14 protein-coding genes are annotated in these 16349 nt (G+C 62.8%); 3 read left to right on the top strand and 11 right to left on the bottom strand.

Annotation, left to right across the window (positions count from 1 at the left end; genetic code table 11):
• Positions 1 to 2270, top strand: a 2270-nt coding sequence (locus VFF99_RS08090; RefSeq protein ID WP_325016711.1) for a vitamin B12 dependent-methionine synthase activation domain-containing protein, incomplete at its 5' end; no start/stop codon positions are given.
• A gap of 125 nt (positions 2271 to 2395) precedes the next feature.
• On the opposite strand, the gene VFF99_RS08085 is transcribed toward VFF99_RS08090, so the two are convergent.
• The 3 genes from VFF99_RS08085 to VFF99_RS08075 all read right to left on the bottom strand — a co-directional run bounded on the left by VFF99_RS08085 (position 2396) and on the right by VFF99_RS08075 (position 5635).
• Positions 2396 to 3673 (bottom strand): EAL and HDOD domain-containing protein, encoded by a 1278-nt coding sequence (locus VFF99_RS08085; protein ID WP_414691517.1) that lies wholly within the window; start codon positions 3671 to 3673, stop codon positions 2396 to 2398.
• A 206-nt stretch (positions 3674 to 3879) separates the two neighbouring features.
• Entirely contained in the window at positions 3880 to 4650 is a 771-nt protein-coding gene (locus VFF99_RS08080; RefSeq protein ID WP_325016707.1) for a class II glutamine amidotransferase, read from the bottom strand.
• A gap of 70 nt (positions 4651 to 4720) precedes the next feature.
• Entirely contained in the window at positions 4721 to 5635 is a 915-nt protein-coding gene (locus VFF99_RS08075; protein ID WP_325016705.1) for a LysR family transcriptional regulator, read from the bottom strand.
• Positions 5636 to 5806: 171 nt separating this feature from the next.
• On the opposite strand from VFF99_RS08075, the gene VFF99_RS08070 reads away from it, so the two are divergent.
• Both VFF99_RS08070 and VFF99_RS08065 read left to right on the top strand, forming a co-directional pair.
• Entirely contained in the window at positions 5807 to 6094 is a 288-nt protein-coding gene (locus VFF99_RS08070; RefSeq protein WP_325016703.1) for a DUF4148 domain-containing protein, read from the top strand.
• A gap of 778 nt (positions 6095 to 6872) precedes the next feature.
• Entirely contained in the window at positions 6873 to 7880 is a 1008-nt protein-coding gene (locus VFF99_RS08065) for a LysR family transcriptional regulator (RefSeq protein WP_325016701.1), read from the top strand.
• Between the two features lie 211 nt (positions 7881 to 8091).
• Here VFF99_RS08065 and VFF99_RS08060 read toward each other — a convergent pair whose 3' ends face one another.
• The 8 genes from VFF99_RS08060 to rsmB all read right to left on the bottom strand — a co-directional run.
• Complete coding sequence (locus VFF99_RS08060; protein WP_325016699.1) at positions 8092 to 9534, bottom strand: sigma-54 dependent transcriptional regulator; 1443 nt, start codon at positions 9532 to 9534, stop codon at positions 8092 to 8094.
• 378 nt (positions 9535 to 9912) lie between these two features.
• Positions 9913 to 10584 carry a tRNA (guanine(46)-N(7))-methyltransferase TrmB gene (trmB, locus tag VFF99_RS08055; protein WP_325016697.1) on the bottom strand — a complete coding sequence of 224 codons (672 nt, stop codon included), beginning with the start codon at positions 10582 to 10584 and terminating at the stop codon, positions 9913 to 9915.
• Positions 10585 to 10861: 277 nt separating this feature from the next.
• Positions 10862 to 11119 (bottom strand): BTH_I0359 family protein, encoded by a 258-nt coding sequence (locus VFF99_RS08050; protein ID WP_325016695.1) that lies wholly within the window; start codon positions 11117 to 11119, stop codon positions 10862 to 10864.
• Positions 11120 to 11267: 148 nt separating this feature from the next.
• On the bottom strand, positions 11268 to 11621 hold the full coding sequence (locus tag VFF99_RS08045; protein WP_325016694.1) for a GTP-binding protein: 354 nt from the start codon (positions 11619 to 11621) through the stop codon (positions 11268 to 11270).
• The gene (locus tag VFF99_RS08040; protein WP_325016692.1) at positions 11618 to 12346 is read right to left on the bottom strand and encodes a response regulator; all 729 of its coding nucleotides are present in this window, start codon (positions 12344 to 12346) and stop codon (positions 11618 to 11620) included. The genes VFF99_RS08045 and VFF99_RS08040 overlap by 4 nt, the downstream gene beginning before the upstream one ends.
• An 82-nt stretch (positions 12347 to 12428) precedes the next feature.
• Positions 12429 to 14744 carry a sensor histidine kinase gene (locus VFF99_RS08035; RefSeq protein ID WP_325016690.1) on the bottom strand — a complete coding sequence of 772 codons (2316 nt, stop codon included), beginning with the start codon at positions 14742 to 14744 and terminating at the stop codon, positions 12429 to 12431.
• A 1-nt stretch (position 14745) separates the two neighbouring features.
• Positions 14746 to 15324 (bottom strand): DUF4390 domain-containing protein, encoded by a 579-nt coding sequence (locus tag VFF99_RS08030; RefSeq protein WP_414691516.1) that lies wholly within the window; start codon positions 15322 to 15324, stop codon positions 14746 to 14748.
• 128 nt (positions 15325 to 15452) lie between these two features.
• Positions 15453 to 16349, bottom strand: an 897-nt coding sequence (gene rsmB / locus VFF99_RS08025) for a 16S rRNA (cytosine(967)-C(5))-methyltransferase RsmB (RefSeq protein WP_325016688.1), incomplete at its 5' end; no start/stop codon positions are given.

Genomic DNA, 16349 nt, shown 5'->3' with positions numbered 1-16349 from the left:
TGATGGCGTTCGATGAAACCGGCCAGGCCGACACCTATGCGCGCAAGACCGAGATCTGCGCGCGCGCCTACAAGCTGCTCACCGAGAAGGTGGGCTTCCCGCCGGAAGACATCATCTTCGACCCCAACATCTTCGCGATCGCCACCGGCATCGAGGAACACAACAACTACGCGGTCGACTTCATCAACGCCACGCGCTGGATCAAGCAAAACCTGCCGCACGCGAAGATCAGCGGCGGCGTGTCCAACGTCAGCTTCTCCTTCCGCGGCAACGACCCCGCGCGCGAAGCGATCCATACCGTCTTCCTGTACCACGCGATCAAGGCGGGCCTGACGATGGGCATCGTCAACGCCGGCATGGTCGGCGTGTACGACGACCTCGATGCGGAGCTGCGCGAGCGCGTGGAGGACGTGGTGCTGAACCGCCGCGAAGATGCGACCGAGCGAATGATCGAGTTCGCCGCCACGCTCAAGGCCGGGGCGAAGAAGGAAGAGCAGAGTCTCGAATGGCGCAACGATCCGGTCGAGAAGCGCCTGGCGCATGCGCTGGTGCATGGCATCACGCAGTGGATCGTCGAGGACACCGAAGAGATGCGCGTCAAGACGCTGGAAGCCGGCGGCCGGCCGATCAATGTGATCGAAGGCCCGCTGATGGACGGCATGAATATCGTCGGCGACCTGTTCGGCCAGGGCAAGATGTTCCTGCCGCAGGTGGTGAAGTCGGCGCGGGTGATGAAACAGGCGGTAGCCCACCTGATCCCCTTCATCGAGGAAGAGAAGCGCCTGGAAGAGCAGCGCACCGGCGTTGCCGCCAAGCCCAAGGGCAAGATCGTGGTGGCCACGGTCAAGGGCGATGTGCACGACATCGGCAAGAACATCGTGTCGGTCGTCCTCCAGTGCAACAACTTTGAAGTGGTGAACATGGGCGTGATGGTGCCGTGTTCCGAGATCCTCGCCAAGGCGAAGGCGGAAAACGCCGACATCGTCGGCCTGTCCGGACTGATCACGCCGTCGCTGGAAGAAATGGCCCACGTCGCCAAGGAAATGCAGCGCGACCCGCACTTCCGCATGCTCAAGATCCCGCTGCTGATCGGCGGCGCCACCACCAGCCGCGCGCATACCGCGGTGAAGATCGCACCGAACTATGAAGGCCCGGTGGTGTACGTGCCGGACGCGTCGCGCTCGGTCTCGGTCGCGCAATCCCTGCTCACGCAGGAGCAGCGCGAGCAGTACATCGAAGACATCAAGAGCGATTACGAGCGCATCCGCGAACAGCATGCGAACAAGAAGACGGTGCCGCTGCTCTCGCTGGCGGACGCGCGCGCCAACAAGGCGAAGCTGGAGTTTGCGCCGGTCAAGCCGAAATTCATCGGCCGCCGCGTGTTCAAGAATTACGACCTGGCGACCATCGCGCAGTACATCGACTGGGGCCCGTTCTTCCAGACCTGGGACCTTGCCGGCCCCTTCCCCGCGATCCTGAAGGATGCGGTCGTCGGCGAGCAGGCGAGCAAGGTCTACGAGGAAGGCCTGGCACTGCTGAAAAAGCTGATCGAAGGCCGCTGGCTTACCGCCAACGGCGTAATCGCATTGCTGCCGGCGAACAGCGTCAACGATGACGATATCGAGATCTATACCGACGAGACGCGCACCAAGGTGGCCTTCACCTACCACGGCCTGCGCCAGCAGACGGTGAAGCCGGTGATTGACGGCGTCGCGCGCCCGAACCAGTGCCTGTCCGACTTCATCGCGCCGAAGTCGTCGGGCATCGCCGACTATATCGGCCTGTTCGCCGTCACGGCCGGGATCGGCATCGAGAAGCATGAGAAACGCTTCGAGGATGCGCACGACGACTACAGCAGCATCCTGCTGAAGTCGCTTGCCGATCGCCTTGCCGAAGCCTTCGCCGAGCACCTGCATGAGCGCGTGCGCAAGGAGTTCTGGGGCTATGCCGCCGAAGAATCGCTGAGCAACGAAGAGCTGATCAAGGAATCCTACCGCGGCATCCGTCCTGCGCCGGGCTATCCGGCTTGCCCGGAGCACACGGTGAAGGCCGACATGTTCAAGTTCTTGCAATGCGAAGAGATCGGCATGCGCGTCACGGAGTCCTTCGCGATGTTCCCGGGTGCGTCGGTGTCGGGGTTCTACTTCGCCCATCCGGAATCGAAGTATTTCGTGGTCGGCAAGGTCGGCGAAGACCAGGTGGCCGACATGGCCGCGCGCCGTGGGGTGCCGAAGGAAGACGTGGAGCGGTGGCTCGCGCCGAACCTGTGATCCGTTCAGGTTGATCGTTGAATCGGTGGGTTTCGCTGCGCTCTACCCACCCTGCGATTCTTTATAGAGGACCGTAGGGTGGGTAGAGCGCCAGCGAAACCCACCATTGCGTTTAGCGGCTTGAATCAAGCATACCGCGCCACGCTGTCGCTCCATTCGAATGCAGAAAGTTGCAGGTTGCAGAGGTCTTCCGATGACAGACGGAAGCGGGCCACCAGGTCGTCGAGCATCGTACCCGCCTCCTCGATGCGCTCCATCTGCTCGACAAGACTCAGCAACTCGCCGTACACGCCCTTGCGGTGCAGGAGCGCATCGCCGACCGCGTCGACCACCGCCACCTGCTGGAGGATTTCTTCCATCGGCATCGAGAACAGCGTATCCATCAGCGACATGATGCCGACCGTGAAGGCGGTATCGGCCATGCCGCGGTTGCGCGGTTCGACCTGCTGCGCAATCAGCTCCAGAAGCTTGCCGCGCGTGGTCGCCAGCGTCAGCAAGGGAGTCATCGCATGGCCCTTCTTGCAGGGCTCGGCGTACAGCATGATCTGCAGCCATCGCCGCAACTGGTTGCGGCCCAGGATCATCAGCGCCTGGGTGACGGAGTCGATGCGCCTCGGGGAACCGACCGCCGGCGTGTTCACCAGGCGCAGCAGGTTGAAGCAGAGCGAAACGTCTTTCTTGATGCTGCGTTCAATGGCGGCATTGTCCGCATCCGAATTGATCTGCGACATCAGCTGCATGATCGACAGCTGCGAAGGGGAGAGCTTCTTCCCGCTGAGGATGACCGGTTTGGCGAAGTAGTAGCCCTGGAAGTAATCGAAGCCGAGATCGAGGCAGGTCTGGAACTGCTCCCGGTTCTCGACCTTTTCGGCCAGCAGTTTCTTGTTCGCGGACTTGAAGCGCGGCGTGAGCTTCAGCAGGGCTGACAAGGGCATGTCGCGCAGGTCGAACTTGATCACCTCGACCAGCGGCAAAAGCTTTTGCACATCCTCCGTATCGGTGATCACATCGTCCAGCGCGAACCGGAAGCCGTCGGCAACCAGCTGCTCGACGCGCGCCAGGATTTGCGGCGTCACCTTCATCGTCTCGACAATCTCAAGGACCACTTTCTCGCGCGGCAGGAACTTGAAGATGTCGCTCATCAGCACGGCGGCGTCGACATTGACGTAGCCGACCGAATCGCCGATCACTTTCTCCATGCCGAGCTGCGATGCGTGCGCGATGACGGACGCGGTGGCCGACAGGTCGCTCGTGATGCGCGCCGGGCCGGCCTCGGCGTTGCGGAACAGGAGTTCATACGCGACCAGGGCCTGGTTGCGATCGAGAATGGGCTGGCGCGCGAGGAAGAACTCGCGCACGCGCAAGGGGATCGTGCTCCCCGGCCCCGATGTGGATTCGGCGATGATCAATTTCTTGTTTTTCTCGTCGTTGAACTGCCAAACGGCCCCGCGTCTCCAGCGGGGCCACTTTCCGCAAGCCAAAGCGGATGCCGAACTGCAGTAACACTCTAGCGCATTTTTGTTGCCGTGTTGCAACTTTTGATTGTGCGTTGCACCTCTGACCGGATGAGCGGGCACTTACCTCGGCGTGAGGCGGGATTAAAGCGGGATTAAAGCGGGATCGTTTCGCCTTCCACGAAGACCTTCAATTCTCCCGTATCGAACTGGGTCCACGTCTCATTCGTGGTCAACGGCGCGGTGACAATGATGGCCACGCGGTCGCGCGGGGTAGTGACCTGGGCAAAATCGACGCTCAGGTCTTCGTCGGACAGCTTGGCGGTGGCGAACGGATGCTGGCGCACGATGTAGTGGAGATGGGTGGAGCAGTGCGCAAACAGTGCCGTCCCGTCGGACAGCATCATATTGAAGGTGCCGTGCCGGGCGATCTCCTGCGTCAGTTCGCGCAAGGCTGCCGTCAGGGCGTCGAGCGGGGGCCGCACGTCGCCGAAGCGGCGGCGCAATTCCTGCAGCAGGTAGCAGAATGCCTGTTCGCTGTCGGTCGTGCCCACCGGGCGGAACGCGCCGTTGAGCGCGGGTGCGAAATCCTTGAGGTCGCCGTTGTGCGCGAACACCCAGTAGCGTCCCCAGAGCTCGCGCACGAAGGGATGGCAGTTCTCGAGCGAGACGCGGCCCTGGGTCGCCTTGCGAATGTGGGCGATGACGTTCTTGGACTTGATCGGGCAGCGCTTGATCAGTTCGGCGATCGGCGAGGCGACGGCGGATTCATAGTCCACGAAGTGCCGCACGCCGGCGCCTTCGAAGAACGCGATGCCCCAGCCGTCCTTGTGCTCGTCCGTGCGTCCGCCGCGGGTGGCGAATCCGGTGAAACTGAACACGATGTCGGTGGGGACATTGCAGTTCATTCCGAGCAGCTGACACATGATGGAGCGGGGGAAGTTGGGCGTGAAACCCAAACATAGCACGTCCGGGTGTTTCCGGGGGCGGGCTGCGTCACCCCAGCCACGGATCGGTCTCCGGCCGCGGGAACTGCTGCGCCATGAAATCGACGAAGCTGCGCACCTTTGCCGACAGCAGGCGCCGGCTCGGATACACCAGCACCACGGCCAGCTGTCCGAGTCCGTGCCGGGGCAGCAGGCGTACCAGGCGGCCGGCCGCGAGGTCGTCGCCGAGCGCGAAGGAGGGACGGATCATGATTCCCAGCCCTGCCAGTGCGCACTGGCGGAGCAGTTCGCCGTTATTGGAGATCACCTTGCTTCGGATGGGAACGTTGACGGCTTCGCCGTCGCTTCCCCGCGTGGGCCAGTAGTGCCGCAACTGTTCAAAGGAGAAATTCAGGCAGGCGTGACGGGAGATATCCTCCACGCTCTGCGGTGCGCCGTGCTCCTTTACATATTTGGGCGAGGCGCAGAGGATGGCTTCCGCGACGGCGAGCTGGCGCGCGATCATGCCTGTATCGAATTTCTGGAAGTCGATGAAGATCCCGGCGTCGTAACCGTCTTCCACCAGGTCCACCGACCTGTCCGAAAGTGTTACGTCGAGCGTGACGTCGGGGAACTTCGCGGCAAACGCGGGCAGCAGTTGCGCCAGCTGAGACTGGCCGAAGCCGAGATGGGAGTAGAGGCGCAGCGTGCCGCCCGGTTTCTTGGACTGGGAGGAGGCGATGGCTTCGGCGTCCTCGATCTCCTGCAGGATCTGCAGCACGCGTTCAAGGTAGGCCTGGCCAGTCTCGGTCAGCGAAAGGCGGCGTGTGGTGCGGTTCAGCAGCCGGGTGCCGAGATGTTCCTCGAGGTCGGCGACGTGGCGTGTGACGACGGCGTTGGAAATATCGAGCGCCTTGCCTGCTCCCGCAAAGCTGCCTTGCTCAACAACCTTGGCGAAGACGCGCATCGATTGCAGTCTGTCCATGTTGCTCCATTGTTTCTGAATCAGAAATAGTATCTTGCGATTATTCGTCTTTTTTGTGCCCCGCGCAATCTCTACACTGTGACGCATCGACATACAGTCGCTGCCGAGGCGGGACCAGGTCCGATCCGGGCCGGCCTCAATTAACCGAACTGATCCATTGGGAGCAAGACCATGAACGCCAAACACATTATCGCCGCCCTTGCTGTATTTGCCACCGCCGGCAGCGCCTGCGCCGACAACGGTATTTTCGTCGAGCATGTCAACGTGCCGTTGACCAAGACCCGTGCAGAAGTGCGCGCCGAACTTGAGCAGGATCGCGGCGCCGAGCGCATTGCCGGCAGCAGCGCTTTTGTCGAACACAATGCCGTCGCCTCCTCCAAGACACGCGACGAGGTGCGTGGCGAGGCTGTGCAGGCGGCACGGCGTGACACCGTTCGTTCGCCGTACTTCGGCGGCTGATCAGGCGCACCGGTTTTGGGCAGTCCGTGCGGCAACTGAACGCTGCTGACACACTCCCGGACAGGAAAAGCGCCGGCATTGCTGCATCCGCAAAACTAGGCCAAACGAATCAAGCAGTTGCGGAATTGGCATGCCACTTGCGATAGGTGAGGAGACTGGGTCCGCGCCTCCTGCGTTCCCGTTGCTGCGGATCTCTTACCCTCTCCGGTTCCCGCCATAGTCTGCGCAAGCAGGCGTGGCGGGTTTTTTTTGCCCGGCCGGTTTGTCCAGGCAGCCATATGATTGCCTTTACTCCTCCCTTCGGGGCAACTGCCAGCATACATGCCGGAGGCAGGCATCGGCGATGCTTTACATTTTCGGACAATGCTCGGAAGGACAACTTCGATGACCGCGAGCATGCTTCTATCAGGGTGCTGCGAGCGGCGAAGCAACGAATCGAAGACGCAGGGCAATTTATCGAATCCTGCGATAGGTTTTCCTTTCCGCGGCGTGCTTTCCTGCGCGGTGAACCCCTTCACGGACGATGCCGAAAGGACCGTTTACGAGAGTGCGCGGGTGCTGGTCTGCCGCCGGGAAACGCATCTCGCGACGACGGTGAAACACTAGCGGACGGCGCGCCCCCGTCAACGTCTGAAAACCCTCGACAAATCAGATGCTTGTGTTCACAGGCGTAGGTCTTGCTTCAACCTCCCGCCGGAGTAAGGCACAAGTTGCTGGCGCAGGAGGACGAGAACAAGCTGCGCCGGCCAGGGAGTCTGTTCTGAACATGAGGGAAGCCATGACGCAGTCGAGAAAGCAAGAGCAGAACCAGGCAGTGAGACAGGATGGCGTGCGCGCCACCTACCGCTCGCGTCCGCATGATATCCACAACCTCTATGTCAGCCTCAAGCAATGGCGCATTTTCCATGCGGTTATCGATTGTGGCGGCTTTGCCGAAGCCGCGAAAGCGCTGCACTTGAGCCAGTCCACCATCAGCTACACGGTATCGAAACTGCAGGACCAGTTGGGCACCGCGCTATTGCGCATCGAAGGACGCAAGGCCATCCTCACGACGGAAGGGCGCGCGCTCCTCGAACGCTCGCGCAATGTCCTCAAGGAAGCGATTGAACTGGAAACCTTCGCCAAGAACCTCGGCCAGGGATGGGGGGAGGAAGTGCGCCTCGTAGTTGACCACAATTTCCCGGTGCACCTGCTGACCCAGGCGCTGAGCAAATTCACCGAGATCGGCAAGGGCGCCGCCCATGTCCGCCTGCGCGAGGTGCCGACGCTGCAGGCGGAAGATATCGTGCGTGACCCCAACGTCGACCTTGCCATCAGCGAGCGCGTTCCGCTCGGCTACCTTGGCGAGCCGCTTACCGAGGTCGAGTACGTGGCCGTCGCCCATCCCGGGCATGTGCTGATGAAGTGCGAGCGCGAGTTGAGCTCCGTGGATCTCGCACAGCATATCCAGATCGACATGGGGCATGGCAATGCAGCGGGCAAGCCGGCCGGCGGCGGGCCCAAGCAGATCCGGCGCTGGACGATGAACAGTTTCGATACGGTTGTCGCCGCCGTGTGCGAAGGGCTGGGCTACGCGTGGCTGCCCAAGCACCGCGTGCAGAAATGGCTCGACCAGGGACAGCTCACCTGCCTGCCGCTCGGGGACAGGCTGCCCTATAAATCGATGCTGTACCTGATCCACGGCCGTCCGTGGTGCACTACTCCGGCCGCCAGCAGGCTCGCCGAGGTATTGCGCAGCTATGCAAGGGAAGACCAGCGGCGCGTGGAGGTGGTGCACGCGGAGTGACATGGAGGGATGGTGATGACCCATGCACGGGTGGCTACTGAAGCTTCAGTAGCCACTCTTTTTTTGTGCACAAAGGACGGTAGGGTGGGTAGAGCGCAGCGAAACCCGCCATGCACTCGGCAGAGGTAAGTCCGGTCCGCGCCGGCGAGCTTCACGTCTTTCTGCGCCGCGTGCCCAAGGGCCGATCCGCAAACTGCTTGCGGCGCGGTGTTTACTTGTGAGCTTCGAGGTCCGGCTTGCCGCTGCCCATGAAGGGCGCATGAGCCGGCGGTACTGCATCCGGTCTGATGTTGTACTTTTCGATCAGGCGATACAAGGTGACGCGCGATACGCCGAGCAGCGAGGCGGCGCGCGAGATTTGATTGCGCGACTGGGACAGCGCACGGCGGATCATCGTCCGCTCCGCGGCGGCACGCGCGTCTTCCAGCGACATCAGCTGCGACTGGTCGCTGCCGCGGTCGAACCCGAGGTCTTCGGGCTGGATGAAGCGGCCTTCGGCCATCACTGTGGCGCGTTGCACGCGGTTCACCAGTTCGCGCACATTGCCGGGCCAGGAGTGGCTCAGCAGGGCATTCATCGCGGCCTTGGAGAAGCCGCGCAGGCTGCGGTTGTGCATGCTGGCGAACTGGGAGAAATAGTGCTTGGCGATGTCTTCGATGTCCTGGCCGCGGTCGGCAAGCGGCGGCATGCTGATGCATACCACGTTGATGCGATAGTAGAGGTCTTCGCGGAAGCGGCCCTGCCGCACCGCCTCGGCAAGGTCGATGTGGGTCGCGGCGATCACGCGCACGTCGATCTCGACGGAATCGTTGCCGCCGACGCGCTCGATGGTCTTCTCCTGCAGGAAGCGCAGCAGGTTGACCTGCATGTCGAAGGGCATGTCGCCGATCTCGTCGAGGAACAGCGTGCCGCCCTGGGCCGCCTCGATGCGGCCGATCTTGCGCTGGCTGGCGCCGGTGAAGGCGCCTTTCTCATAGCCGAACAGCTCCGACTGGAACAACTGCGGGGCGATGGCGCCGCAGTTGACTGCGACGAAGGGAGCATCGCGCCGTGCCGACTGGCGGTGGATCGACAGTGCAGCCAGTTCCTTGCCGGTGCCGGAGGGGCCGGTGATGAGCACCGAGGCGTCGGTGCGTGCCACCTTGTTGAGCTGGCTGAACAGCTGCTGCATCTGCGGCGTCCTGCCGACCATCACGAAGTCTGCGTTCTCCGGCGCCGGAACGGGCGATGCGTCGCGCTTGAGATCGCGCATGAAGGCCATGCCCCATGCATGGCGCAGCGTGAGGACGATATGGTTGAGATCGGCGGGCAGGGTGATGAAGTTGAACAGGTGTTCGCCGATGAATTCGCGCATGCGCGGCATCGCGATCAATTCCTGCGCGACGAGGCCGACCCAGGAAATCCGGGTATTGCCGATGAAGGATTCGCACTTGTCCAGGTGCGACAGCTCGGACTCTTGCGTGATGATCAGCAGGCCGACCCGGCAGCCGCGCTCGACTGCCTGGTAGGCGGATTCGAGGCTGAAGCATTCGGTCAGGTTCAGGCCGTGTTCGCGCAGGGTTTCGGTATAGGGGCAGTGGTGGCCGTTGCGTCCGGTCAGTCGCATGACCAGCACGGGCTGGGTCGTCGATGCAGAATTGGAGACGTTAAGCATGTCGCATTACCCTTGTTCGTGTTGTGTGGACCGGGCGCGGCGGCATGTCGTCCGCACGGCTTTGGCAGGTTTTTTTACCCCGCCGCGACGCCGGGAAGTACCCCCGGCGTTTGCCAGTCGGAGTGCCGTCAAAACGTGGTCAAGGGCCGAGATTAGCGCCTTTTAGTCACACGAACAATGCCATAAATGCGGGAGTTGACAAGAACAGAACTGCCGTTTGTGCTCCGTCAAACGGAGATTTCTCGTCTGAAACGCAGGAAAATCAAGCCTTTCCAGACCATTTCGTCCCGAAACGCGCGCTAATGCTCGATGTCCAAAAGTGTTTCATAAAAATATGAATTGTCGAGAGGTAATAATTACCGCGGAAACTATGGCGAATTAACTTGGCAGCACCGCCGCGCAGCGCCATAACGAGTGGCCGGAGTCTGCATATTTTTTTTCGAAGGGGGTGATCGGGCCGGCAGGGGCGAAGCGCTCGGCAGTGACCGCACTACCGGAAAGCTGTGCGAGCGCTGCTGCAAATTCTTCCACGTAGATGCGCCAGTTGCTGCGGCATTCGATCTCGCCGCCGAGGGCGACGATGACGGGAAAGACGGGATGCCCGTGCCAGCGCCGAGCCAGATGCCCGATCTTGGGCCAGGGATTGGGGTAGAGGATGAAATGCTTCGCAGGTCGAATGTCTGCGGCGAGCATCAGCCGCCAGTAGTCGACGAGATCCGCGCGCACGCAGATGAAGTTGGCGGGCACGGGGCCCTCCCACGCGGTATTGCGCGCGAGGCGATCCGCCGACTGGTCGACGCCGATGACGAAGTGCGCGGGATGCGTGCGCGCGAGGTGGCGAGTGGAGAGGCCGACGCCGCAACCGGCATCGAGGATCAGCGGCCGGCTTCCTGCCGCGCGCCACGCCGCGACGCTCGTCTCGAACGCATCGCGGTTGTATGGCATGAACGGCTTTCTGTACTCGGACCGGGCATGCCTGGCAACGAGTGCGGGCAGCTGTTCATGCACGCCCTCCTGGGCGCTTGTAACGGGACGAGAGTTCGCGTCCATGCCGTCTCACGTCTTCCGGCACGCCTGCGCGCTCGCGCGGCGAGTCACATTCCCTGCATTCGACCGATTCATTCCAAACCTCGCTGGCGGGCTCCCATTCCAGCGCAGCGCAAAGACGTCGCCCTGCACGGGTGGTACCCGCGCGACTTGGTTTGCGTTGGAATGGGAGCCGACTGATTTTGCCCGCCATCATGCCACAGGGCAGCACTCAGGCACAGTCGCAGCGAAGTTCCGGAACTCCACAGAACGCCGTGTATTCTGTGGCGGGGGTTTGTAATTAGTGCAGGGTGACTGGCTGACGCATCAGTGCGTCGTATTTGCCGAGGAAGTCGTCAATCTCTTCCACCGTCGGTTCGGTTGCGATCAGGTTTTCCACCTCTTCGCGGAATGACTTGGCGAGCGTGCCGCCAATGAAGATCTCGCGCTTGCCGGATTTGTCCATGATTTCATATCCGCCAAAGCGCAAGGCTTCGCGCCTGTCGTCGGCGCCGAACTCTACGACGCTGTACTGCTCGCTGTTGTAGATCAAGTTCATTTTTGCGCTCCTTCTGGTACGGGATAAATTCCAGGTGACCCGGAACCAATGATGCAAAAATGGGGCCACCTGCATGGATTTCAAGCCGATGCCGGATTCCCGCGGCCGCCGCGCCGGATAAATGATGTTCCTGTCATCAGGAACGGCATCAGGCGTGCAAATCTTTAGTCAGCGCGAGTAAATTGTCGTAGGGCGGAGCAGAAAGAAATGCACGGATCTGTGCAATGTGGGCAGACGTTGCCACACCGATAAAAAGCCGGTCCGGCTTCGTGCGTAACAGCCGGTTGAGTGAGACGCGCAGCGTGAGGTTGCCGGTGCAACACACGCAGCCGGGGGCGATGCGCGCGATCCGCGGCGCCGGTATTGCGGATTCAAGGCCGGACTGGGTATCCGGAATGCCCTCGAGAATGATGGCAGTGTGTTCTGCGGGAGCAAGCGCCGCGCGAATGGCTGCTTCCCGCGCAGCCGGGTTGGCGCCGATGACGAGCGTGGCGGGAATCACCCTTTGCGGGATACCTTGCTCGGCTCCACGCCCAGCTGCTTGAGCTTGCGGTACAGGTGGGTGCGCTCGAGTCCGGTTTTTTCTGCAACGCGCGTCATGCTGCCGCCCTCGCGCATCAGGTGATGCTCGAAGTAGGCGCGCTCGAACGCATCGCGCGCCTCGCGCAGCGGAAGGTCGAAAGACAGCCCGAAGACATGGGATTCGGATTGCATCGCTGCCGGGGCAGCCACGGCAGCGCCTTGCGAGCTTCCCGCCGGCTGTGCCGCGTAGGCGGGCTGTACGGGTAGGCCGGGCTCTTCGGCAGGCACCACGACCGCCGGGCGCGCGTGGTACGCCACCGGGGCGGGTCGCACGACTTCAGTGGTGCGCGTGAGCCCCTGCTGCACTGCCTTGAGCAGTTTTTGCAGCGCGATCGGCTTCTCGAGGAAGTTCAGGGCGCCGATGCGCGTGGCTTCGACGGCGGTATCGATCGTGGCGTGTCCGGACATCATGATGACGGGCATCGTCAGCAGGCCGTCGCGCTGCCATTCCTTGAGCAGCGTCACGCCGTCCGTGTCCGGCATCCAGATGTCGAGGAGGACGAGGTCGGGCGCTCCCTGCGCGCGGACATCGCGCGCCTGCTGCGCATTTTCAGCCATGATGACGACGTGGCCTTCGTCGCCAAGAATTTCCGAGAGCAATTCCCGGATGCCCATTTCATCATCGACTACCAGAATGTTTGCCATATGCTTACCTTGTGTGCTTCCGCTGTCGCTGATTATTGTTGATGTACGCCGACCAGGAGCAGGAGAGTTGTCACGATTTGTTTCAGGCCGCCGCTTGTTTCTCGTCCGGCGCTAACTTTAACAGCAAAATTGCGACTTTTGCACCGCTGCCGTTTGACCGGTTCTTGATGTCGACGCGGCCGCCGTGCTCATCCACGATCTTCTTCACCATGGCAAGGCCGAGGCCGGTGCCGCGGGACTTGGACGTGACATAGGGCTCGAATGCGCGGGCAAGGATCTTCGGCGAGAAGCCCGGCCCGTTGTCGGCCACCGTCAGGCGCACCGCGGTGCGATGCCCACCCGGGTCGTCATAGTGCACCGCCTCCGTCGTGACGTCGATGCGCGGCTTGTTGCCCGGCAAGGCCATGTCCGCCACCGCGTCCTGGGCATTCTGCAGGAGATTATGAATCACCTGGCGCAACTGCGTCGCGTCGCCCATGACCTGCGGCAGGTTGGCGCCGAGTGCGGCATGGATGATGGAGCGATCGTCGCCGCCGACATAGAGATGCAGAATCTCCTCGACCAGCGCATTCAGGTCGAGCGGCGAGAGGACGGCCGGCGGCGTCTTGGCGTAGTCGCGGAAGTCGTCGACCATGCGCTTCATCGCCGCCACCTGGTTGACGATGGTGCCGGTGCTCTTGCTGAGCACCGCGGCATCCTGTCCTTCCAGCTTTGTTTCCAGTTTCATCTGCAGGCGTTCCGCCGACAGCTGGATAGGCGTCAGCGGATTCTTGATCTCGTGCGCGAGCCGACGCGCCACTTCGCCCCAGGCCACCGAGCGCTGCGCCGAGATCACCTCGGTGATGTCGTCGAACACCACGATATAGCCGGTGCCGCCGGCGACCGGGAGATAGGAGCCGCGCGCCAGCAGGGTGATGTCGTTGTCGCCGTCGGGCTCGGCGCCGCGCCGCGGCACCTCGATCTGCTTCTGCCAGTGCAGGTCGGACGGCGCATCGCCCGCCGACTGCGCGCGCTGTTCCGAGAATGCCTTGGTGATCGCATTGGCCATCGGTTCCAGGCCATCAATGGCCGACAGCGGCTTGCCGATATAGGCGTCGAAATCGATCAGCAGGATGCGTTCCACCGATTCATTGCAGGTCACCAGGCGGAACTGGCTGTCCAGCACCATCACACCGGCCGACATGTTCGCCAGCACCGACTCGAGGTAAGCCTTTGCGTTTGCCAGCGCGGCGCGGTTGCGCTCTGCCGAGGCACGCGCCTCGGAGAGCTGCCGCGTCATCGTATTGAACGATTGTGTCAGCGTGCCGAGTTCATCCGAGGTCGCCACGATCGGACGCGGCGACAGGTTGCCCTCCGCCACGGCCTTGGTGCCTTCGGCCAGCACGAGCAAAGGCTGTGCAAGATCGCCCGCGATCAGGAACGCGGCGGCGATCGCGCCGAAGATGGCGAGCAGCAGGGTCAGTGTCAGTGTCACGAGGTAAATCTTGCGCAGGCCGGTACGGGCGAGCGAACGCTCCTGGTATTCGCTGTAGGCCGCGCGCAGCGCCTCCGCATTGGCGGCAAGATGGGCGGGAACGGGCTGCAGCAACTGCAGGTAGCGGGTCTCGCTCTGCAGCGACAGGTCGGAATTGGACGCCGGGATTTCCACCACCACGCGCAGGCGCAGGTCGGCCGCAGCACTGGGCTGGGCTCGTTGCTCCTGCGCGGCCGGAGGCGGGTTGTCCTTTGCCGGGTTGTCGCTGGAATCGAAACCTCCTTCGATCGCCGCAAATGCGCGCGACATGCGCGCCTGGCGCAGCATGGCTGCGCTGGGAAGGTCGGGCACCAGTGCCCCGAGGCGGCCGCCGACGGTCGCGACAATATGACCGCTGGAAGTGACAATAGTTGCTTCCTGCATTTGACTTTGATCACGCAGGCGCGACAGTTGCGTGACTTGCGCGGACTCGGACATTTCCGAAAGCTCGAGCGCGACGTTGCGCGCCTTCGCGGTCAGGTCGGCCAGCGAGGCATCCAGTGCGGTGCGCCCCAGCGTCAGCCCGGACTCCAATGCGGATTCCACGCGCACGTCGAACCAGGACTCGATGGAGCGCGACACGAACTGTACCGACACCATGTAGATCACCGTGCCGGGCAGGATCCCGACCAGCGCGAACAGCAGGACCAGCCGCGTCATCAGGCGCGAACCGAACTCGCGGCGCTTGTGCCCTCGATACAAGCGGGTCAGCAGCAGGGCCACCAGCGCCAGCAGGGCGACCGCGATCAGCGCGTTGAGCACCAGCAGTTCTGGGTAATGCCGGTCGAAGAAGGCGGAATTTTCGGACGCGGACGCGAGCAGGAACAGCAGGATGCTGACCACCGCACCGCCAACGACCAGGAAATAACGCAGGAACCTTTGCACCTTATTCCGCCCTGAATGTGAATTGCTTCCAGTCGGAAGAGAAGCGCCAGTCCGAACTGTTCATCGCGTGGACCTGGAACGGCTTCGGAAGGCGGGCGACATCCAGCCCCATGCGGACGGCGACGTTGTAGACCTCGCCCGATTTGAGCGCCCCTTTCTCGGCCACTACCCAGCGGCTGGGGCGGCGCACCAGCGACAGCGCATCGTCGAGCGTGCTGAAGCTTTGCTGCAGGCGGCCGCTGATGGAGGCGTGGTACTGGTGCGTCAGGACGTTGTAGGAGATGCGGATGGTTTGGGAAGCCGAGACGGCCTTCTCGTCGAACCAGTACCAGCGCGGTCGCGTGAGCTGGACCTCGGTGGTGAAGTACAGTGGGATGCCGCGCGTAACCGCGTCTTCCAGGCTGCGCGTCAGCTCGAAGGAAAAGGCCAGCGCCAGCTTGTATCCCTCGTCGGTGTATTCCAGCGCCGCCTGCGTGATTTCAACGCCCTCTGCGCGCGCCGGAGACGGCGCGAGCGCAGCCGCCAGCAGCGTCGCTGCCAGCATCCAGCTCGTCAGCAGGTGAAGGACAGGGCGAATCACTGGTACGGGCGCAGGTCGGTCACTGGCGATGGATCGTTATTATCGGGAATTATCGGGGCTTGTCGAAAAGGCAGCTGGAAGACCGGCCGCATCCTTCCGTCTTGCTGGCCGGGTCGGCGAAGATACTATCAGACGCCGCCTTTTTGGAATAGCGCGTAGAACAAGCCATCGTGATCTTCTCCATTGCCCGCAACAGGCAGCAGCTGGCCAGGGGCGCCTAGTCGGATGGCATTGTTTCGCGCCGCAAAGGCGGCGGCCTGCAGCTCGGATTCCTTCGGCCACAGCGAACACGTGACCAATGCCAATTTACCATCGGGCTTGAGCATCCGCCACAGGTTGTCGAGGATGCGCGCCGAAAGTGTTGCAAGCTGCGCGGTATCGTCCTTGCGCCGCAGCCAGCGGATGTCCGGATGCCGCCGCACGACGCCCGACGCGGTGCACGGCACATCGGCGAGGATGCGGTCGAATAGCCGCCCGTCCCACCAGTCGACGGCGCTGGCGTCGCCGGTCTTGAGCACGGCGTTCAGCTGCAGCCGGTCCAGGTTCTCGGTGATGCGGGCAAGACGCTGCGGATCGCTGTCGAGTGCGAGCAGGTCGATGTCCGCGCATTCCAGCATGTGCCCGGTCTTGCCGCCGGGGGCGGCGCATGCATCGAGCACGCGCATGCCGTCGCGCAGGTCGAGCAGCGGCGCCGCGAGCTGGGCCGCCGCGTCCTGCACCGACACCATGCCCTCGGCGAAGCCGGGGATCTGCGCGACCGGTACCGGCTTGTCCAGGCGGACGGCGACCGGGCCGACGACGGTAGCGCCGATCTCCCTTTCCTCCAGCAGGCGCAGGTACTGTTCGACGCTGCACTTGCGCGCGTTGACGCGCAGCGTAAGCGGCGGAGGGCGGTTGCCGGTTGCAAGGATGCTCTCCCACCCGGCAGGATAGGCGGCGCGCACGGAGTCGATCCACCATTGCGGATAGTTCCAGCGCCCGGCCGCTTGCTTCAATGCCTGCTGCATGAGGACGGCGCGTTCGCG

Source organism: Noviherbaspirillum sp., assembly GCF_035654295.1.
Classification (GTDB): Bacteria; Pseudomonadota; Gammaproteobacteria; order Burkholderiales; family Burkholderiaceae_D; genus Noviherbaspirillum.
Note: the sequence above shows the minus strand (reverse complement) of the source record. Positions and strands in the feature narration are given on the sequence as shown.